At 70.8% G+C, this 20,099-nt stretch carries 14 protein-coding genes; 8 read left to right on the top strand and 6 right to left on the bottom strand.

What is annotated here, in order from left to right; all coding sequences use genetic code 11:
- Positions 1–568, bottom strand: a 568-nt coding sequence (locus tag HLK59_RS37120) for a PucR family transcriptional regulator ligand-binding domain-containing protein (RefSeq protein ID WP_171146028.1), incomplete at its 3' end; no start/stop codon positions are given.
- A gap of 122 nt (positions 569–690) precedes the next feature.
- Between HLK59_RS37120 and HLK59_RS37115 the strand changes: the two genes are divergently transcribed.
- The 3 genes from HLK59_RS37115 to HLK59_RS37105 are packed head-to-tail and all read left to right on the top strand — an operon-like array spanning position 691 to position 4,842.
- Positions 691–2,142, top strand: coding sequence for a sodium:solute symporter (locus HLK59_RS37115; RefSeq protein ID WP_171146027.1), 1,452 nt, complete (start codon positions 691–693; stop codon positions 2,140–2,142).
- Between the two features lie 34 nt (positions 2,143–2,176).
- Positions 2,177–3,157, top strand: a complete 981-nt coding sequence (speB, locus tag HLK59_RS37110; protein ID WP_171146026.1) for an agmatinase — start codon at positions 2,177–2,179, stop codon at positions 3,155–3,157.
- On the top strand, positions 3,154–4,842 hold the full coding sequence (locus tag HLK59_RS37105) for a thiamine pyrophosphate-binding protein (protein ID WP_171146025.1): 1,689 nt from the start codon (positions 3,154–3,156) through the stop codon (positions 4,840–4,842). The genes speB and HLK59_RS37105 overlap by 4 nt, the downstream gene beginning before the upstream one ends.
- Positions 4,843–4,909: 67 nt before the next feature.
- Here the strand turns inward: HLK59_RS37105 and HLK59_RS37100 are convergent, their stop codons facing one another.
- Positions 4,910–5,719, bottom strand: coding sequence for an endonuclease (locus HLK59_RS37100; protein WP_171146024.1), 810 nt, complete (start codon positions 5,717–5,719; stop codon positions 4,910–4,912).
- A gap of 191 nt (positions 5,720–5,910) precedes the next feature.
- Positions 5,911–8,214: a glycosyltransferase family 39 protein gene (locus HLK59_RS37095; protein WP_171146023.1), complete on the bottom strand. Its 2,304-nt coding sequence runs from the start codon at positions 8,212–8,214 to the stop codon at positions 5,911–5,913.
- A 144-nt stretch (positions 8,215–8,358) separates the two neighbouring features.
- On the opposite strand from HLK59_RS37095, the gene HLK59_RS37090 reads away from it, so the two are divergent.
- Together HLK59_RS37090 and HLK59_RS37085 are read left to right on the top strand one after the other, a co-directional pair.
- Positions 8,359–9,201, top strand: a complete 843-nt coding sequence (locus tag HLK59_RS37090; protein ID WP_171146022.1) for a serine hydrolase — start codon at positions 8,359–8,361, stop codon at positions 9,199–9,201.
- 48 nt (positions 9,202–9,249) lie between these two features.
- Positions 9,250–10,281 (top strand): esterase-like activity of phytase family protein, encoded by a 1,032-nt coding sequence (locus tag HLK59_RS37085; RefSeq protein ID WP_171146021.1) that lies wholly within the window; start codon positions 9,250–9,252, stop codon positions 10,279–10,281.
- Between the two features lie 480 nt (positions 10,282–10,761).
- Here HLK59_RS37085 and HLK59_RS37080 read toward each other — a convergent pair whose 3' ends face one another.
- A complete protein-coding gene (locus tag HLK59_RS37080; protein ID WP_171146020.1) occupies positions 10,762–11,331 on the bottom strand; it encodes a hypothetical protein in 570 nt (189 codons plus the stop codon).
- A gap of 157 nt (positions 11,332–11,488) precedes the next feature.
- On the opposite strand from HLK59_RS37080, the gene HLK59_RS37075 reads away from it, so the two are divergent.
- The 3 genes from HLK59_RS37075 (at position 11,489) to HLK59_RS37065 (ending at position 17,251) form a co-directional block, all read left to right on the top strand.
- Positions 11,489–15,202: an ABC transporter ATP-binding protein gene (locus HLK59_RS37075; protein WP_171146019.1), complete on the top strand. Its 3,714-nt coding sequence runs from the start codon at positions 11,489–11,491 to the stop codon at positions 15,200–15,202.
- A 110-nt stretch (positions 15,203–15,312) separates the two neighbouring features.
- Positions 15,313–15,702, top strand: coding sequence for a hypothetical protein (locus HLK59_RS37070; protein ID WP_171146018.1), 390 nt, complete (start codon positions 15,313–15,315; stop codon positions 15,700–15,702).
- Positions 15,703–15,823: 121 nt separating this feature from the next.
- A complete protein-coding gene (locus tag HLK59_RS37065; RefSeq protein ID WP_171146017.1) occupies positions 15,824–17,251 on the top strand; it encodes a S28 family serine protease in 1,428 nt (475 codons plus the stop codon).
- Between the two features lie 25 nt (positions 17,252–17,276).
- On the opposite strand, the gene HLK59_RS37060 is transcribed toward HLK59_RS37065, so the two are convergent.
- A complete protein-coding gene (locus HLK59_RS37060; RefSeq protein ID WP_171146016.1) occupies positions 17,277–17,912 on the bottom strand; it encodes a hypothetical protein in 636 nt (211 codons plus the stop codon).
- 115 nt (positions 17,913–18,027) lie between these two features.
- On the bottom strand, positions 18,028–19,812 hold the full coding sequence (locus HLK59_RS37055; RefSeq protein ID WP_171146015.1) for a glycoside hydrolase family 3 protein: 1,785 nt from the start codon (positions 19,810–19,812) through the stop codon (positions 18,028–18,030).
- Positions 19,813–20,099 lie beyond the last annotated feature (287 nt).

Below are 20,099 nucleotides of genomic sequence, written 5' to 3'. Positions count from 1 at the left end.
GCTCGGGTCCCTCCGGGCCGTACAGGACCGCCCACCCGCTCACCCGCTGGGCCAGCTGCCGCAGGACCGAGGGCACCGGGTCCGGGCGGGACGCGGCGGCGGCCAGGCTCTGCTGGGCCTCCGTCACGCGGCGGAGCTCGGCGAGGCGGGCCTGCGCCATGAGCTGCCAGACCGCGCGGGCCACGCCCGAGAAGGTGGTCTGGGGCGGGACCTCGATGAGCGGCAGCTCGTACGCGTCGCACGCCGCCACCAGCGCCCTCGGCACCGTGTCGTGCACCGGGGCCACACCGAAGCCGAGGGCCGCGCCGCCCGCCGCCACGATCCGGGAGACGTAGTCGTCGAAGTAGGCCCCCGAGCCCGCCGCCTCCGGGACATGGACACCGGCCGTCAGCAGCAGCTCGCCGCCCAGCAGGTACGGATACGGGTCCGCCATCTCCGAGGTGTGCGCCCAGTGGATCACCGTGGCCGGATCGCAGGGCCCCGCGATCTGCCGCAGGGCGAGGTCCTCACGGGCCAGGAGAGCCGCGAGGTGCACGGGGGGAGTGGGCGGGACAGAGGGATCCGGCATGGTGTGCATTCCCTCCATCCAGCACGTCTCGAATGGATGAAACCTACACTTCGCGGCCGCTTTCCGGCCACCTAGTGTCAATGCTCGACACCCGCCGGCGAGAACGCGCGAAGGAGGGCCCAGTGGCCGTCGACTACACAGTGATCGTCATCTATCTGGCCGGCATGCTGGCCATGGGCTGGTGGGGCATGCGCCGCGCCAAGTCCAAGAGCGAGTTCCTCGTCGCCGGGCGCCGGCTCGGGCCCGCCATGTACTCCGGGACCATGGCCGCCATCGTCCTCGGCGGCGCCTCCACCATCGGTGGCGTGGGCCTCGGCTACAAGTACGGGCTGTCCGGCGCCTGGATGGTGTTCACCATCGGCCTCGGCCTCCTCGCGCTCAGCGTCTTCTTCTCCGCGCGCATCGCCCGCCTCAAGGTCTACACCGTCTCCGAGATGCTCGACCTGCGCTACGGCGGCCGGGCCGGCGTCATCTCCGGCCTGGTCATGTGGGCGTACACGCTCATGCTCGCGGTCACCTCGACCATCGCGTACGCGACGATCTTCGACGTCCTCTTCGACATGAACCGGACCGTCGCGATCGTCCTCGGCGGCTCGATCGTCGTCGCCTACTCGACGCTCGGCGGCATGTGGTCGATCACCCTCACCGACATGGTCCAGTTCGTGGTGAAGACCATCGGCGTGCTGCTCCTGCTGCTGCCCATCGCCGTCGTCAAGGCCGGCGGCTTCAGCGAGATGAAGGCGAAGCTCCCCACCGAGTACTTCGACCCGCTGGGCATCGGCGGCGAGACGATCTTCACCTACGTGCTGATCTACACCTTCGGCATGCTCATCGGGCAGGACATCTGGCAGCGCGTCTTCACCGCCCGCAGCGACAAGACCGCCAAGTGGGGCGGCACGGTCGCGGGCACCTACTGTCTCGTGTACGCCCTCGCCGGTGCCGTCATCGGTACCGCGGCCAAGGTGCTCTACCCGAACCTGGCCAGCGCGGACGACGCCTTCGCGACCATCGTCAAGGACGAACTGCCGGTCGGTGTGCGGGGGCTGGTGCTCGCCGCCGCGCTCGCGGCCGTCATGTCGACGTCCTCCGGCGCGCTGATCGCCTGCGCGACCGTGGCCAACAACGACATCTGGTCCCGGCTGCGGGGGGCCGTGCGCTCCGACGGGGACGACCACGACGAGGTCCGCGGCAACCGCGCCTTCATCCTCGTCATGGGCCTCGCCGTCATCGGCACGGCCATCGCGCTGAACAACGTCGTCGAGGCGCTGACGGTGGCCTACAACCTCCTCGTCGGCGGTCTCCTCGTCCCGATCCTGGGCGGTCTGCTCTGGAAGCGGGGCACCGCCCAGGGCGCCCTCGCCTCCGTGATCGTCGGCGGCCTCGCCGTCATCGGCCTGATGGCGGGCTACGGCATCCTCGCCAACGAGCCCGTCTACTACGGCCTGCTGTCCTCCCTGGTGGTCTACGTCGCCGTATCCCTGGCGACCCCGGCCACCGACACCGCGGTACTCGAAGCGTGGCGGGAACGACTCGCCGGGCGCGAGGTTCCCGAGCCGGTCCCGGTATCCCGGTAGACCGAACGTAAAGACACAAGGAAGGCATACGACCATGAGCTCCACCGAGACGCCCCGCGGCCCCGTCGACTCCTCCCGCGTCCCGCGGTACGCCGGACCCGCGACCTTCGCCCGGCTGCCCCGCCTCGACGAGGTCGGCCGCGCCGATGTCGCCGTCGTGGGCGTGCCGTTCGACTCGGGCGTCTCGTACCGGCCGGGCGCCCGCTTCGGCGGCAACGCGATCCGCGAGGCGTCCCGGCTGCTGCGTCCCTACAACCCGGCGCAGGACGCGTCCCCCTTCGCGCTGGCGCAGGTCGCGGACGGCGGCGACATCGCGGTGAACCCGTTCAACATCCACGAGGCCGTCGAGACGATCGAGGCCGCCGCCGACGACCTCCTCGGCACCGGCGCGCGGCTCATGACCCTGGGCGGCGACCACACCATCGCGCTGCCGCTGCTGCGCTCGGTCGCCAAGAAGCACGGTCCGGTGGCGCTGCTGCACTTCGACGCGCACCTCGACACCTGGGACACCTACTTCGGCGCCGAGTACACGCACGGGACGCCGTTCCGCCGGGCGGTGGAGGAGGGCATCCTCGACACCGAGGCGCTCTCCCACGTCGGTACGCGCGGTCCGCTGTACGGCAAGCAGGACCTCGACGACGACGCCAAGCTCGGCTTCGGCATCGTGACGTCGGCGGACGTCATGAGGCGCGGCGTGGACGAGGTGGCCGACCAGCTGCGTCAGCGCATCGGCGACCGCCCGCTCTACATCTCCATCGACATCGACTGCCTCGACCCCGCCCACGCGCCCGGCACCGGCACACCCGAGGCCGGCGGCATGACCTCCCGCGAGCTCCTGGAGATCCTGCGCGGACTCGCGTCCTGCAACCTGGTCTCGGCGGACGTCGTCGAGGTGGCCCCCGCGTACGATCACGCGGAGATCACGTCGGTGGCCGCGTCCCACACGGCGTACGAACTGACCACGATCATGTCCCGGCAGATCGCGGCGGCCCGGAAGGACTCGGAAGCCAAGTGACCCACGACCACGACCTGGTGCTGCGCCCGACGGAGGCGCAGACGTCCGCCGCTCTCAACCCTCCCCCCGGCCGCAACGGCGGAGACCTGGTCGTGGAGACGCTCGCGGCGCTCGGCACGACGACGGTCTTCGGACTGCCGGGCCAGCACGCGCTGGGCATGTTCGACGCGCTGCGGCGGTCGTCGTTGCGGTACATCGGGCTGCGGGTGGAGAACAACGCGGGCTTCGCGGCGGACGCGTACGGCCGGATCACCGGTGAGGCGGCCCCGCTGCTGCTGTCGACGGGGCCGGGCGCGCTGACCTCGCTGGCCGCGCTCCAGGAGGCGGCGGCGGCCTCCGCCCCGGTGCTGGCGATCAGCAGCCAGATCCCGACGGCGGGGCTCGGCGGCGGGCGCCACGGCTATCTGCACGAACTCCCGGACCAGTCCGCCTCGTTCCGGGGCGTGGTCAAGTCCGTCCACACCGTCCGCACCCAGTCCCAGATCCCCTCCGCGATCGAGGCGGCCTGGAAGTCGGCGCTGACCGCCCCGCACGGACCGGTGTGGGTGGAGATCCCGCAGGACGTGCTGCTCGCGCAGACGTCGATCCCGGTGGTGACGGGCGGCGACGCCTTCCCCGAGGAGCTGCCGCCGCGCGTCGAACTGACCGCGGTGGCGGCCGACCTGCTGTCGAACGCCGCCCGTCCGGCGATCATCGCGGGCGGCGGAGTCGTACGGGCGGACGCGTCCGGCAAGCTGAGGCAGCTGGCCGAGGTGTTGCGGGCCCCCGTGGTCACCACGCCCGGCGGCAAGGGCGCCTTCCCCTGGACCCACCCCCTGTCGCTCCAGTCCTGGATCGAGGACCGGTACGTCACGGACTTCCTGGAGGACGCGGACGTCCTCCTGGTGGTCGGCTCGGGCCTCGGTGAACTGTCCTCCAACTACCACACGTTCAAGCCGCGCGGCCGGGTCGTCCAGATCGAGGCGGACCTCGGCAAACTGGAGTCCAACCACCCGGCGCTGGGCATCCACGCGGATGCGCGACTGGCGTTGCAGGCGCTGCTGGAGACGGTGGCGGAGCGTTCCGACGAGGCCGCTCCGGAGCGGGTGCGCGAGGTGCTGGCCCGTGTCTCGGACCGTATCGCCGCCCAGGAACTCACCCTGGAACAGGACGTGCTGGCCGCCGTCCGCGGGGCGCTGCCCGCCGACTCCCCGTCCTTCTGGGACATGACGATCCTGGCGTACTGGGCCTGGTCGGCCTTCGACGCCCAGGGCCCCAACCACATGCACTCCGCCCAGGGCGCGGGCGGACTCGGCTACGGCTTCCCGGCGGCGCTGGGCGGGGCGGTGGCGGATCCGACACGGCCGGTCCTCGCGGTGTCCGGCGACGGCGGCGCCCTGTACTCCGTCGCGGAGTTGGCCACGGCCCGCCAGTACGACCTGAACGTCACCTGGCTCATCGTCGACGACGGCGGCTACGGCATCCTGCGCGAGTACATGACGGACGCGTTCGGCGAGGCGACGGCGACCGAGCTGACGCGGCCGGACTATGTGGCGCTGGCCGAGTCGTTCGGGGTGCCCGGGGTGCGGACCACGCCCCAGACGCTGGAGGCGGACCTGGCGAAGGCGCTGGCGGAGCCGGGGCCCTCGGTGGTCGTCCTCCCGGCGGTGCTGCGGATGTTCGCGGCGACGCACCTGGACAGCTGACGCGTGCGGGGAGCCGGCCCGTACCGCGGGTGTGGGGCCCCGGCGGTACGGACCGGCGGTCCCGCCTCTACCAGATCGCCTCGATCCACTCCGGGTGGTCGATGAACGGGTTCCTGTTGCCCTGGTAGTTGGTGTAGATGAGGTCGTTGCGGCGCTCCTCGAAGGCGCTCGGCGGGTCCTCGTCGTTCCAGGCCTTCAGGACCGAGAGACGGCCCATGTACGGGTTGCTGCCGTTGCCGACCGAGTCGTTGGGCTCCAGGTCGGCCCAGCCGTCGTCGCCCTCGTAGCGCACGGTCATGTAGAGGATCATGCGGGCCACGTCGCCCTTGTCCGCGTCGCGCGGCTCGAAGGAGTTGGAGTCGACGAGGCTGCCGCCGCCGTTGGTGACCGTGCTGCCGCCGTTGTCGAAGTCCAGGTTGCCGCGGGTGCTGTTGACCACCACGTCGCAGGCGCGCAGGTGGTGCAGGTCGGTGCCGGGGCCGATCGCCTCGCCGAAGTCGCCGTGGGACTTGGCCCAGGTGTGCTCGCGGTTCCAGTCGCCGACGTCGCCGCCGTTGAGGGACTTGCTGCGCGAGACACCGCTGTACAGCAGCAGCACGTTGCTGCTGTTGTTCGGGTCCTGGTCGGTGACCTTGAGGGCGTTCCAGACCGCGGAGTACGAGATCTTCGTCTGGCTGCTGATGATGGTGTGCAGCGAGGACTTCAGGCTCGTGCCGGTCTTGCCGACCGCGTTCTTGTAGTACGTCGCGTCGTACGCCGTGGTGGTGGCCGCCGCCGGGGTCGCGGTCAGCGTGGGAGCGGTGAGGCCGACGAGAAGCGCCGAGACGCCGAGCGTCAGGGACTTCCAGCGGCGCATGCGTATGGGTCGCACGGGCATCGGGGGTGTCCGTTCTACGCGTGTTGAATGGAGCGGGCAATCGGGAGCGTGACATGGACATGAGCCCCTGTAAATGGCTTGTAGATGTCGATCACGTGACCGGAAACGGCATATCGCCCCTCATCTACGCGAGTTGACATACCAAAACGACCCCCGGCCTTTCGGCCGGGGGTCGTCGGGGCCTGGGAGCGTCAGCTCACGTCAGACGCGTCCAGGCGGTAGACCGTCGACGTGTTCGATGAGTTCGACGACTCCGACGAATCCGAAGTACTGGACGAATCAGCCGTGCCCGACGTCGAATTCGAGCTGTATTCGCTCTCCTTCACCGCGGTGCCGTTCTTCTGCACCCACTCGGTGACCGAGGTGCTGAGGCTGGAACCCCCGCCGGGGCCACCGCCCATGCCGCCGCTGCCGAGCTGGATGTAGTGCAGCTTGCCCGCCTTGACCAGCTCCTTCAGCTTGGCCACGGTCATCGCCTGGTCGGAGCCGGACCAGCCCCACATCGAGATGACCGGCTCGCCGCTGCTCATGATGAGCTGCGCGGCACTCTGCGAACTGGACACCGCCAGCAGCCAGGTCGCGCCGTCCTGGTGCTTCTTCAGGTACGCGATGAGCTCGCTGCTCGTGCCACCGCCCATACCGCCGCCACCACCCATGCCGCCACCGCCGGGGGCGCCGCCGGTGGTGCCGCTCGGGCCGCCCTGGTTCTGGGCGCCGCCCGAAGTGCCGTCCTCGGCGGTGCCGTTGGGGGGCGTGCCGCCGCCTGCCTGGCCGCCGCTCGGCAGCTCGCCGTTCCCGCCGCCCGGCATCATCTGACCGCCGCCGGGCGCCTCGCCGTTCTGGCCACCCTGCTGGCCGCCTTGCTGACCACCCTGTTGGCCGCCTTGCTGGGTGCCGCCAGGGCCGCCGCCCGTGCCACCGCCGGGCATCCCGCCCCGGCCGCCGCCACCGCCCCCGCCGAAGCCGCCGCTGCCCGTGGAGGGCCCGGCCGTCGGGTTCGTACCGCCCATGCCGCCGCCCGAACCGGACGGCACCGACCAGGCGTACGCGGCCGGACCGGCCACCGAGGCGACGACCGCCGCGGCGAGGGAAGCCGCCAGCAGACGTGCCCTGTTGCCGTCGCCGCCGGACCGGAAGACCAGCAGGCCCACGATCGCCAGCGCCATGACGACGAGGATCGCCGGCCACAGCCAGGTGTTCCAGCCGGAGGCGCGGCGCAGCAGCACGGCCGCCCAGACCGCCGTGACCGCGAGGCCGAGCGGCAGCACCCACGCCCACCGCCTGTCGGCGCGGAAGGCGCGCAGCAGCATCACACCGCCGCCTCCGCACAGCGCCGCGATGCCCGGGGCGAGCGCGGTCGTGTAGTACGGGTGCATGGTGCCCTCGGCCATGGCGAAGGTCAGGTAGTGCAGGCCGGTCCAGCCGCCCCACATCACCAGCGCGGCACGGGTCATGTCGGTGCGCGGGGCGCGGCCGCACAGGACCAGGCCGCCGATCAGGGCGATCGCCGCGAAGGGGATCAGCCAGGAGATCTGGCCGCCGAGGATGTCGTTGAAGAGGCGTCCGAGTCCCGACGTACCGGAGAAGCCGCCGCCTCCGCCCCCGCCGCCTCCGCCGTTGCCCTCGCCGCCGAAGATCCGGCCCAGGCCGTTGTAGCCCATGATCAGGTTCCAGGCGCTGCCGTCGGTGGAGCCGCCGATGTAGGGCCTTGAGTCGGCCGGCACCAGTGAGACGGCCGCCGCCCACCAGAAACTGCTGACGGCCAGCACGACACCCGCGAGCAGCAGGTTGACGATCCGCTTCACCAGCTTCGGCCTGGCGGCGTACAGATAGACCGCGAAGACGATCGGCAGCGGGATCCAGCCCTGGAGCATCTTGGTGTTGAAGGCGAGGCCGAAGCAGGCCGCCGAGCCGAGCAGCGGCCACAGCCTGCCGTCACGGGTGGCGCGCAGCGCGAGGGCCGCGCCCGCCGCCATCAGGAACACCAGCAGCGTGTCGGGGTTGTTGTCCCGGTTGATGGCGACCGTGATCGGGGTGAGGGCGAGCACCAGCGCGGCGACCGTCGCCGCGACATGGCCCCACACGCGCTTCACGGACGCGTGCACGATCCAGATCGTCCCGAGGGCGGTCAGGACCATCGGCAGCATCATCTGCCAGGTGCCGAAGCCGAGGACGCGACAGGACAGTCCCATGACCATCAGCGCGAACGGCGGCTTGTCGACGGTGAGGAAGTTGCCCGCGTCCAGGGATCCGAAGAACCACGCCTTCCAGCTCTGCGTACCGCTCAGCACGGCCGCGCTGTAGAAGCTGTTGAGGCTCGATCCGGACAGGTTCCAGGAGTACAGGCCCGCCGCCAGGACCAGGATCGCGATCAGTGCGGGGAGCGACCAGCGGGGTGCCTTGTCCGGGGTCGCCGCGGGTGGTGCCGGCGGTGGCCACTCGGGAGATACGGCCGTGGTCTCGGTGTGGGGGTGTGGATCGGTGGCAGATGTCACCCCGGCATCGTGCGGAGCGGGGGTGGGTGCGGGCTGTGCCGGACCTTGCGGCCGCCTGTGAATTCACCAAGGAGGAAGTAACGACTCGTACATCCATTCCCCAACCCGTACAACCATTCCCTCGAACCCGTGAGTCAACAGGGCATGACACAGGGGATATCCAGACGCGCGAGATGGGTGGCGGGAGGCGCACTCCTCGCCTGCGTCGCCGCCGCCACGCCCGCCGCCGCGGCGGCCACGCCAACCGTCGGCTGTACGTCCGCCAAGGCCGGCCTCGCCGACAAGCTGAAGAAGGACATCACCGCGGCGCTCGCCAACCGCAAGGGCACGATCGCGGTGGGCCTGTACGACCGCAGTACGAAGACCACCTGCACGCTCCGCTCCTCGACGGCCTACGACTCCGCGAGCGTCGTCAAGGTCACCGTCCTGGCCACCCTGCTGTGGGACGCGCAGAAGACCGGCCGGGCCCTCACCAGCCGGGAGAAGTCCCTCGCCACGGCGATGATCACCAAGTCGGACAACACCGCCACGTCCACCCTGTGGAAGCAGCTCGGCGTGACCAAGGTGAAAGGTTTCCTCGGCAAGGCGGGCATGACCCAGACCAAGCCCGGCGCCAACGGCTACTGGGGTCTGACCCAGATCACCGTCACCGACGAGCAGAAGCTGATGAACCTGCTCACGGCCAGGAACACGGTCCTCACCGACGACTCGCGCTGGTACGTCCGCAAGCTGATGGGCGACGTGATCTCCTCCCAGCGCTGGGGCACCCCCTACGGCGCTCCCTCCGACGTCCTCGTGCACGTCAAGAACGGCTGGTTGCAGCGCTCCACGCACGGCTGGCGGGTGCACAGCGTCGGCACCTTCAAGGGCGGCGGCCACGACTACGTGATGACGGTGCTCACGCACGGCAACAGCACCATGAACTACGGCATCACGACCATCCAGGGTGTCGCGAAGGTCATTCACAAGGACCTCGCCGCGTCCTGACGCCTTCCGGACTCCCGCCCGTCACCGAGCGGTCCTACGGTGACGCGCATGCGCATCAGAACCGTACTCGCGACCTTCACCGCCGGCCTGGCGGCGGCCACCTGTCTGTCCGCCGCCGGGCCCGCCGCCGCCCGGCCCGGCAACGCCCTTGCGGACCACGCCTGTTCGCCGTCCGTCTCCCTCGACCGCTTCTCCGACGCGCTCGACAAGACGACGTACCAGGGCACCTTCGTCGGCAACCTCTCCGCGCTCGCGGTGGACCGGGACGGTTCGCTCGCCGCGCTCTCCGACCGGTCGGCGCTGTTCGGCCTCGACGCGAGGACGCTCGCACCGCGGTCCGTCGTGCCGCTCGCCGACGAGAGCGGGGCGGCGCTCGACTCCGAGGGCCTGGTGATTGACCGCGACGGCACGCGACTGGTGACCTCGGAGACCGAGCCGTCCATCCGCCGCTACTCCCGCGACGGCGCGGTACTCGACCGCCTCCCGGTGCCGGCCGCGCTGCGGGTGGCCCCCGCCGGGCGGGCCGTCTCCAACGGCACCTTCGAGGGGCTGACGTGGTTCCGCGGCGGGCTGCTGGCGTCCATGGAGTACGCGCTCTCGGGCGACACGGCAGGCACCGTCCGCTTCCAGACCTGGCAGCGGCACGGCGAGAGCTTCGAACCCGCCCGGCAGTACGCCTACCGCGCCGACACCGGCCTCGGCGTCCCCGAGGTCCAGGCCCTCCCCGACGGCCGCCTCCTCGTCCTGGAACGCGGCTTCACCTCCGGCGTAGGCAACACGGTCCGCCTCTACCTGGCGGACCCCCGGCACGCCACGGACACGAGCGGCATCGACAACCTCACGGGCCAGTCCGGCGTACACCTGATCAAGAAGACCCTGCTCGCCGACATCGCCGACTGCCCGACCCTGGGCGCCACCGCCAAGCAGCCCCAGCCCAACCCGCTCCTCGACAACATCGAGGGCATGGTGGTGACAGGCCGCAGCAAGGGGTCCTGGAAGATCCTGCTGGTGAGCGACGACAACCAGAACACGGTCCAGACGACACGCTTCTTCTACCTGCGGGTGCGCACCACCCCCTAGGTCCTGTCGGCACATTCCCTTTCCCAGAGGGGGTGCTCCCAGCCGCGCGATGGGCGAGAGCACGCACCGGACGCCGCGCGGCCCGCCCTCCGGGCGAACGACGGGAAGGTGACGACAGGCCTCAGGGGCGCGGGGCCGTGTCCATCTGCGGGGGACGCCGACCACCCGGCGTCAAGGCGCTGGGCCCGCACGGCGGGCGTTCCTGGCGGTGTTGCCGCGTCTGCGTCCGGCCTCACCCCGGCGCGTGCGCTCCGGCGGTGGGGCAGGGGCCGGTCGGTGGGGCCCCGCGAATCCCCGGCTCCCCTGTGTCGATGTGCCCGCACGCGGCGCAGGACCGCAAGGTGCGCAACGGATCGGCGTACAGGATCCGCGCAGCCCGCGCCCCACCTTCGCCGACCGCGAGCGGGACGTCCTGGGGCGGATCCACGACAGGCTCGGCGTGGACGTGTGGGCGGACGCGGTCGTCGTGGTGGACGGAGCTCAGGTCGGCCGTTCGTGTTCGTCGACCGTTCCGTCGCCGTTGTCGTCGAACATGTAGTCGTACTCGTCGCCGTACTCGTCCCGGTAGCGCATGCACGAGCCCTCCGCGCGGAGCTCCGGTTCGCCGTCGTAGTACCCCAGGTGGAGCGTGACCCGGATGCCGTCGTCGACGGTCGTCGCGATGCCGTTCTCGATCTCCTCGACCGTACGGCCGTCCTCGCGCCAGACGGACCGGAGGGATGCCACCGCCTCCCGGAAGTCCGTGTCGCTCGCGAAGTCCAGGTCCCAGGTGAACGAGGGCTCGTCCCGGGTGACGCCCGTCCCGTCGAAGCCGAAGTCGTCCACACAGGACGGGCTGCCCTCCTGGGAGGCCCACGGCAGGCCGGACGGCGCGGGGGACAGGGCGTGGAAGACGTCCTCGCCGGCCCGGGTCGTGGCCCGGACGTGCTCGCGGAACTCGTCGGTGCTGCGGACGGGCCCGCCCTGCATCGTCTCGCACCCCTTGGCCACCAGCCCGAACAGCGCCACGAGGGCGACGGACAGGGCGGGGACCACGATCTTCGACTTCATGCCGTTGATCAAAGCGGCCCGGGAGGGGCGTCCGGCAGCGCTCTCGTACTCAGAGCCGTACTCAGCCGTTTGTTGCGGAGGGATGAAATCCGGTTCATTTCGCGTTGGTGCCTTCCGGAAGATCAGGACCGCCGAGGGACCTACGGAGGGCACCCGCGTGAGCGAGCAACGGGGCTGGGCACGACGACTGGCCGGGTACGCCTGGCGGTATCCGAAGGACGTCGTCCTCGCCCTCGGCTCCTCGCTCGTCGGCATGGCCGTCATGGCGCTGGTCCCGCTGATCACCAAGGTGATCATCGACGACGTCATCGGCGACCACAGCCGGGACATGGCCCCCTGGGCGGGCATCCTCATCGGCTCCGCCGTCGTCGTCTACGCCCTCACCTACGTCCGCCGCTACTACGGCGGCCGTCTCGCCCTCGACGTCCAGCACGACCTGCGGACCGAGATGTACGGCACGATCACCCGCCTCGACGGCCGCCGCCAGGACGAGCTGTCCACCGGGCAGGTCGTCGGCCGTGCCACCAGCGACCTCCAGCTGATCCAGAGCCTGCTCTTCATGCTCCCGATGACCATCGGGAACTTCGCCCTCTTCCTGGTCTCCCTGGTCGTCATGGCCTGGCTGTCCCTGCCGCTCACCCTGGTCGCCCTCGCCGTGGCCCCCGCGCTCGCCTGGATCGCGAGGCGCTCCCGCAGCAAGCTGCACCCCGCCACCTGGTACGCCCAGGCCCAGGCCGCCGCCGTCGCGGGCGTGGTCGACGGTGCCGTGGGCGGGGTGCGGGTGGTCAAGGGCTTCGGGCAGGAGGAGCAGGAGACCGGAAAGCTCCGGGAGGTCAGCCGCCGGCTCTTCGCGGGGCGGCTGCGCACCATCCGCTTCAACTCCCGCTACACCCCGGCCCTCCAGGCCGTGCCCGCCCTCGGCCAGGTCGCGATGCTCGCCCTCGGCGGCTGGCTGGCCGTGCGCGGACACATCACCCTCGGCACCTTCGTCGCCTTCTCCACCTACCTGGCCCAGCTGGTCGGCCCGGTCCGCATGCTCGCCATGGTCCTCACCGTCGCCCAGCAGGCCCGCGCGGGCACCGAGCGGGTGCTGGAGCTGATCGACACCGAGCCGTCGATGCGGGACGGGAAGAAGGAGCTGCCCGCCGACGCGCCCGCGACCGTCGAGTTCGACGACGTGTCCTTCGGCTACGAGGACGGCCGCCCGGTTCTCAGCGGCCTCAGCTTCGAGATCCGGCCCGGCGAGACCCTCGCCGTCGTCGGCTCCTCCGGCTCCGGCAAGTCGACCGTCTCCCTCCTCCTGCCGCGCTTCTACGACGTCACCCACGGCGCCGTCCTCGTCGGCGGCCACGACGTCCGCGAGCTGACCCTGGACTCGCTGCGGGCCGCGATCGGGCTGGTCCCCGAGGACTCGTTCCTCTTCTCGGAGACGGTCCGCGACAACATCGCGTACGGCCGTCCCGGGGCGAGCGGGGAAGAGATCGAGGCGGCCGCCCGCGCCGCCCAGGCGGACCGTTTCATCGCCGAGCTCCCCGAGGGCTACGACACCAAGGTCGGCGAGCACGGCCTCACCCTCTCCGGCGGACAGCGCCAGCGCGTCGCCCTCGCGCGGGCGATCCTCACCGACCCGAGGCTCCTCGTCCTGGACGACGCCACCTCCGCCGTGGACGCCCGGGTCGAGCACGAGATCCACGAGGCGCTGAAACAGGTCATGGAGGGCCGCACCACCCTCCTCATCGCCCACCGCCGCTCCACCCTGAACCTCGCCGACCGCATCGCCGTCCTCGAAGACGGCCGCCTCGCGGACCTCGGCACCCACGAGGAGCTCCAGAAACGGTCCGCCCTCTATCGGCGCCTGCTCACCGACCCCGACGAGCTCGGCGGTGTCTCGCCCGGTCACGTCCAGCCCGCCGCGCCCTGCGAGGACACCTCCGTACGGGACGAACTGGACGCCGAGTTCGACGCCGAGCGCGGCATCACGCCCCGGCTGTGGGCGGGGGAACGCGGCTCCCGGGACACCGCCCTCGACGGCATGCCCGCCACCCCGGAACTCCTCGCCCAGGTCGAGGCGCTGCCCCCGGCCCAGGACACCCCCGGCATCGACGAGGCCCGCGCGGTCACGCCGGAGGAGTCGTACGGTCTGCGCAGACTGCTGCGCGGCTTCGGGCTGCCGTTGCTCATCAGCCTCGGCCTGGTCGCCGTGGACGCCGGGATGGGGCTCACGCTGCCCGTCCTGATCCGGCACGGCATCGACTCGGGCGTCGGCGAGCTCGCCCTCGGCGCGGTGTGGGTGGCGGCGCTGCTCGGCCTGCTCACCGTGGCCGTGCAGTGGGTCGCGCAGGTCGGTGAGACGCGGATGACGGGACGGACGGGGGAGCGGGTTCTCTACTCCCTCCGGCTCAAGATCTTCGCGCAGCTCCAGCGGCTCGGACTCGACTACTACGAGCGGGAGTTGACCGGCCGGATCATGACCCGCATGACCACCGACGTCGACGCGCTCTCGACCTTCCTCCAGACCGGCCTGGTCACGGCGTTCGTCTCGGTCGTCACCTTCTTCGGCATCATGGTCGCCCTGCTGGTGCTCGACGTGGAGCTCGCGCTGGTCGTGTTCGCGACGCTGCCGCCGCTGATCGTCGCCACGTACTTCTTCCGCCGGGCGAGTGTGAAGGCGTACGAACTGGCCCGTGAGCGGGTGTCGGTGGTCAACGCCGACCTCCAGGAGTCGGTGTCCGGGCTGCGGATCGTGCAGGCCTTCCGGCGCGAGCGGGACGGCGGGGCGCGGTTCTCGGAGCGCAGCGACAGCTATCGGCAGGCGCGGATCCGGGGTCAGTGGCTGATCTCCATCTACTTCCCCTTCGTCCAGCTGCTGGCGTCGGTGGCCGCGGCGGCCGTGCTGATCGCGGGCGCCGGGCGGATCGACGACGCGACGCTGACGACCGGTGCGCTGGTGGCGTACCTGCTCTACATCGACCTGTTCTTCGCGCCGGTGCAGCAGCTCTCGCAGGTCTTCGACGGCTACCAGCAGGCGACCGTCTCGCTCGGCCGTATCCAGGAGCTGCTCCAGGAGCCGACGTCCACGAAGGCGGCGGACGAGCCGCTCGACGTCCTGTCGCTGCGGGGCGAGATCGCGTTCGAGGACGTGCGGTTCGCCTACGGCTCCGGCGACGAGCCCGAAGAGGCCCTCACCGGCATCGAGTTGAGGATCCCGGCCGGCCAGACCGTCGCCTTCGTCGGCGAGACCGGCGCCGGGAAGTCGACCCTCGTCAAGCTGGTGGCGCGGTTCTACGACCCGACGGGAGGCCGGGTGACGGTCGACGGCGCGGATCTGCGGACGCTGGACCTCACGTCGTACCGGCACCGCCTCGGTGTCGTCCCGCAGGAGGCGTACCTCTTCCAGGGCACCGTGCGGGACGCCATCGCCTACGGCCGTCCGGACGCCACCGACGCCGAGGTGGAGGCGGCGGCCCGGGCGGTCGGCGCCCACGAGATGATCGCCACCCTCGACGGCGGCTACCTCCACGAGGTCGCCGAACGCGGCCGCAACCTCTCCGCCGGCCAGCGCCAGCTGATCGCCCTGGCCCGTGCCGAACTGGTCGACCCCGACATCCTTCTCCTCGACGAGGCCACCGCCGCCCTGGACCTGGCCACGGAGGCCCAGGTCAACCAGGCCACGGACCGCCTCGCCGGCCGCCGTACGACCCTGGTGGTGGCCCACCGTCTGACCACGGCGGCCCGCGCGGACCGTGTCGTACTGATGGCCCACGGCCGGATCGCGGAGGACGGCACGCACGAGGAACTGCTCGCCCGGGGCGGCCGGTACGCGGAGTTGTGGCGGACGTTCGTGGGGGCGGACGCGCCCGTGGTGGCGTGAGCGCGCGGCGGTGGCGCGTGGCCTGAAGTCGTGACGGCCGTGCAACCATCCGACATACGTCATGCGTCCGTACACCAGTACGCTCATCGCCGGGTACGGGAGGGACGAGAGTGGCCATGGGTGCGATACGGCGGCGGGCCGCCGTCGGTCTGGCCGTGCTGACCGCGTCGGGGCTGCTGGCCGTCGCGGTGCCGGCGCAGGCTCACGCGGCCGCACACTGCGAGGGCCGCAAGATCCGGACGTACGGCTTCTCCACGGGCCAGGTGAAGGTTTACCGGAACGGCACCTCGCTCTGCGCCGTCACCGTCCCCAAGCGGGTCGGCTCCCCGCGCACGATGATGGTCAGCCTTCAGGCGCGCGGTTTCGAGGCCGTCGTCGACGAGGGGGTCTACACCAAGCGCGCCGGGCCGGTGGAGTCGTACGTCGGCGGCCGCAAGGTGTGGATCAAGGGGCGGGTCGGCAGCGGGTCGTACTCGACCGGCGGCTGGATCCAGCTGTAGACCTCCGACAAATCCCCCTCCGAACCCGCCAATATCCGAGGGTTTTCCCTATCTCCCCTGGTGCGTAAGCGAGTTGCTCCGATAGCTTCCGCTCGCACATCTGTCTCACAGGGGAGGGTGCATGCGCAAGGCGCTCAGATGGCTGCTGGCGCTCACGGTGCTCATAGGCACGTTGAGCACGGCAGGGGCGGCCACCGCCGCCGAGCCGGCCACCGGCACCACCGACATCAAGGAGAGACTGCTCTCCATACCGGGCGTGAGCCTGATCGAGGAGAAGCCGTACACCGGGTACCGCTTCTTCGTCCTGAACTTCACACAGCCGGTCGACCACCGGCACCCGTCCAAGGGCACGTTCCAGCAGCGGATCACCGTGCTGCACAAGGACGTCGCCCGTCCGACGGTCTTCTTCACCAGCGGATACAACGTCTCCACGACGCCCCGCCGCAGCGAGCCGACCCAGATCGTGGACGGTAACCAGGTCTCCCTGGAGTACCGCTTCTTCACCCCGTCCCGGCCCGACCCGGCCGACTGGACCAAGCTGGACATCTGGCAGGCCGCCAGTGACCAGCACCGCGTCTTCAAGGCGCTGAAGAAGATCTACAGCAAGAACTGGCTCACCACCGGCGGCTCGAAGGGCGGCATGACCGCCACCTACTACGAGCGCTTCTACCCGAAGGACATGGACGGCGTCGTCGCCTACGTCGCCCCCAACGACGTGGTCAACAACGAGGACTCGGCCTACGACCGCTTCTTCGCGAACGTCGACACCAAGCAGTGCCGCGACCGTCTGAACGCGGTACAGCGCGAGGCGCTCGTGCGCCGCGAGCCGCTGGAGAAGAAGTACGCGGAGTACGCCGCCGCCGAGGGCTTCACCTTCACCACCGTCGGCAGCCTCGACAAGGCGTACGAGGCCGTCGTACTCGACTACGTCTGGGGCTTCTGGCAGTACGCCCAGGCCGCCGACTGCGCCGAGGACGAGCTGATCCCGCCGAACGCGAAGACCGCGACCGACGACCAGATCTGGGCCTCGATCGACACGATCTCCGGGTTCTCGTTCTACACGGACCAGGGCCTGGACCCGTACACGCCGTACTTCTACCAGGCGGCCACCCAGCTCGGTGCGCCGAACATCCACTTCCCGCACATCGAGAAGAAGTACATCCGCTACGGCTACCAGCCGCCGCGCAACTTCGTCCCGCGCGAGATCCCGACCAAGTTCCAGCCGCAGGCGATGCGTGACGTGGACAACTGGGTGCGCCACAACGCCCGCCACATGCTCTACGTCTACGGCCAGAACGACCCGTGGGGCTCGGAGCGCTTCCGGGTCGACAAGGGGGCGAAGGACTCGTACGTCTTCACCGCGCCCGGCATGAACCACGGTGCCAACGTGGCGGGCCTGACCGCCGACCAGAAGGCCTTCGCCACCGCCCGCATCCTCGACTGGGCCGGCGTCTCGGCCTCGGCCGTCGCGCAGGCGAAGCCGCTGGCCAAGTTCGACAAGAAGCTGGACGTCCGTGACGTGGAGCGCGAACCCACGCTGCGGCCGTGACACAGGGGCTGCGCCCGGCCACCGGTCACACCGGCCGGGCGCAGCCCACCGGCTTCTCGCCCTGCAACTGCACGTACAACGCGGTCGACACCGGGCACTTCGCGCGGCCCGTGACCGCCTTGCTGACCTCGTACTCCGGCTTCTTCCCGCCCTTGCCGTCACAGGCCGTCTCACGGACCTGGCCGTCGCCGGAGCTGTAGACGCAGTCGCCGACGATGGTGCGCGGGCCGCCCCCGCCGCCCGGGTCACCGGGGTGCGGCGGTTCCAGGTTGCGCATACAGGCGTAGCCCTGCGGGACCGCGCCGTCGCCGTCCTCGTCGGAGGACGGGCTCTGCTCGCTGATGTGCAGCACGAAGTCCGTGGTCCCCGGGCACAGCGGGCCGTCGCCCACCGTGCCGTCGAAGCGCGCCACGACCCGCGCCGCCGCCCGCTCGCTGGTGCACGGGACCTCGGTGAAGCTGGTCTTCCCGAAGGAACTGCACTCGTCGACCGCGAGGAAGACCGCCCCGTACCCCGAGGGCCGGGTGGGTGTGACCTCGTTGCTGAGCCGGCCGTCACCGTCGGTGGTGGTGCCGCCCGACGAGTTCTGGCACCCCGTCAGCAGGGCGGCGAGCAGTGCCAGCAGTGCGCACACCACCCCCACGCAACATCTCTCACGCATCGCAGCCCCCCGGATACCCCCGCCCAGCGTGACCCGCCGCAGCGGGCACACGCCAGACATGTGGGGTGCTTTGCGCCATTTGGTGGGCGTACGCGGGGTGCGTGGCGTACGCGCACTACGTCTGATACGACAAGCCGTACCCGATCGGATACAGCACCACGGTCGGATCGTCCGCCTTCTGCACCGGCACCGGCAGCCTCCCGCGCGGCGCCGCCCGCCCCGCGATCACCCGCGCGGCGGCCCGCAGTTCGACGTCGGTCCACGAGTACGAGGCCACGACGGCCGGTACGGACGGCAGCTGGGCCACGTCGAACGGGTTGCGGATCGCGATCACGACCACCGGCCTGCCCGTCGCGACGAGCTGCTCGACGAGCGTCTTCTGGCTGCTCGTCGTCGAGACGTTGTACGTCGCGACGACGACGGTGTCCACGTCCCGCGCCGCCGCGACCGCCCTGGCGATGGTGGCCGCCGACGGTGCCGTACCGGTCGACAGCGCCGTGGCCGTGAATCCGAGCTCGGTGAACGCGGCCGCGAGCACGCCGGTCGGCGGTCCCGTCGTACCGGACGGGGAGGCCGGGTCGGCGCCGACGACGAGGAGCCTGCGCGGTGAAAGGGGCAGCAGCCCGCCCTTGTTGACCAGCAGGGTCGTCGTCCGCCGGGCGATCCGGTCGGCCTCCGCGAGGTGCGCGCGGATGCCCACGGTCCGGGTGACACCGGACTGGCTGACGTACGGAGCCTCGAACAGCCGCAGTTTCGCCTTCAGCCGCAGCACCCGCAGGATCGACTCGTCGAGCCGCGCCTCGGTCAGCTCCCCGTCCTGTACGGCCTTCAGGACGGCGTTCCAGGCGACGTCCAGGTTCGGCGGGTTGAGGAGCTGGTCCACCCCCGCCTTCAGCGCGAGAACGGGCACGCGGTCGTCGCCGTACTTCGTGCGGACGCCCTCCATGCCGAGGGAATCGGTGACGATCACCCCGTCGTAGCCCAGCTCCTCGCGCAGGATGCCGTTCAGGATGGGGCGGGAGAGGGTGGCCGGGTCGCCGGAGTCGTCGAGCGCCGGGACCATGATGTGTGCGGTCATGATCGAGTCGATGCCGGCGGCGATAGCGGCGCGGAACGGGGGAGCGTCGAGCTTCTCCCACTGCGCGCGGGTGTGGGTGATGACCGGGAAGCCGTAGTGGCTGTCGACGGCGGTGTCCCCGTGCCCGGGGAAGTGCTTGGCGGTGGCGGCGACCTGCCGGGAGCGCTGGTACCCGGCGACCTCGGCGGCCACCATCCGGGCCACCGCGTCCGGGTCGGCGCCGAAGGAGCGGACGCCGATGACCGGGTTGGCCGGGTTGACGTTGACGTCGGCGACGGGCGAGTAGTTCTGGCGGATGCCGACGGCCCGGAGCTCCTGCCCCGCGATACGGCCGAGGGTACGGGCGTCCTGGTGGGAGCGGCCCGCGCCGATCGCCATCGCGCCCGGGAAGAGCGTGGCGGGCTCGCCCACCCGGCAGACGATGCCGTGCTCCTGATCGGTGGAGATGAGGACGGGCAGGCCCCGGGGGAGGGCCAGGGACGCCTTCTGGATGCCGTTGGACAGCTCGGCGATCTGGTGCGGATCCCGGGTGTTGTGCGCCCAGGTGAAGTAGATGACGCCGCCGACGCGGTACCTCTCGATCAGCTCGGCGGCCGTACGGACCCCGATCTCCTTGAGGTTGGCGTCGATGTCGGCCTGGTCGGGGGCGGTGGCGGAGTGGCCGTAGACCCGCATCACGAAGAGCTGGCCGACCTTCTCTTCCAGGGTCATACGGGAGACGAGAGTGCGGAGCTTCTTGTCGTCCGCGTATGCGGTCCCGCCGGCGGCGAGGGTGGCGGCGACTCCCGCGGTGGCGGCGAGGACGGTACGTCTGGAGGGCACGTGCGCTCCTTCCGGAGGTGATCCGCTGAAGGAAACTTCCGAGGAGCCACCAATATCCGGGAAGTTTCTGCCAGTCAAGGGAGCGCACAGGCTGTGTCTCCCCGGGAGCCGCACCGACCTCGCGGCCACCGCAGCGCGGCCCCCGGACCAGGAAGGCGGGGCGGGTCGGTGTGGGGGCTGTCTCTTCTACACATCTCCGAGCCCCCGAGACTCCTGAGCACCCCGTATGCCGTCCTCTGCTTGAACAAAAAGTATGACAAGTCAATACATCTACCTTCAGAATAGCA

Origin of the sequence: Streptomyces sp. S3(2020) (genome assembly GCF_013044505.1) — a bacterium.
Classification (GTDB): domain Bacteria; phylum Actinomycetota; class Actinomycetes; order Streptomycetales; family Streptomycetaceae; genus Streptomyces.
The sequence above is the reverse complement of the archived record's forward strand: the minus strand, read 5'-3'. Positions and strand labels throughout refer to the sequence as shown.

Bases quoted from the DNA above. Each gene is read 5' to 3' on its own strand.
- speB (WP_171146026.1), top strand. From the start codon at position 2,177: ATGAGCTCCACCGAGACGCCCCGCGGCCCCGTCGACTCCTCCCGCGTC.
- HLK59_RS37100 (WP_171146024.1), bottom strand. From the start codon at position 5,719: ATGCCCGTGCGACCCATACGCATGCGCCGCTGGAAGTCCCTGACGCTC.
- HLK59_RS37090 (WP_171146022.1), top strand. From the start codon at position 8,359: ATGACACAGGGGATATCCAGACGCGCGAGATGGGTGGCGGGAGGCGCA.
- HLK59_RS37085 (WP_171146021.1), top strand. From the start codon at position 9,250: ATGCGCATCAGAACCGTACTCGCGACCTTCACCGCCGGCCTGGCGGCG.
- HLK59_RS37080 (WP_171146020.1), bottom strand. From the start codon at position 11,331: ATGAAGTCGAAGATCGTGGTCCCCGCCCTGTCCGTCGCCCTCGTGGCG.
- HLK59_RS37065 (WP_171146017.1), top strand. From the start codon at position 15,824: ATGCGCAAGGCGCTCAGATGGCTGCTGGCGCTCACGGTGCTCATAGGC.
- HLK59_RS37060 (WP_171146016.1), bottom strand. From the start codon at position 17,912: ATGCGTGAGAGATGTTGCGTGGGGGTGGTGTGCGCACTGCTGGCACTG.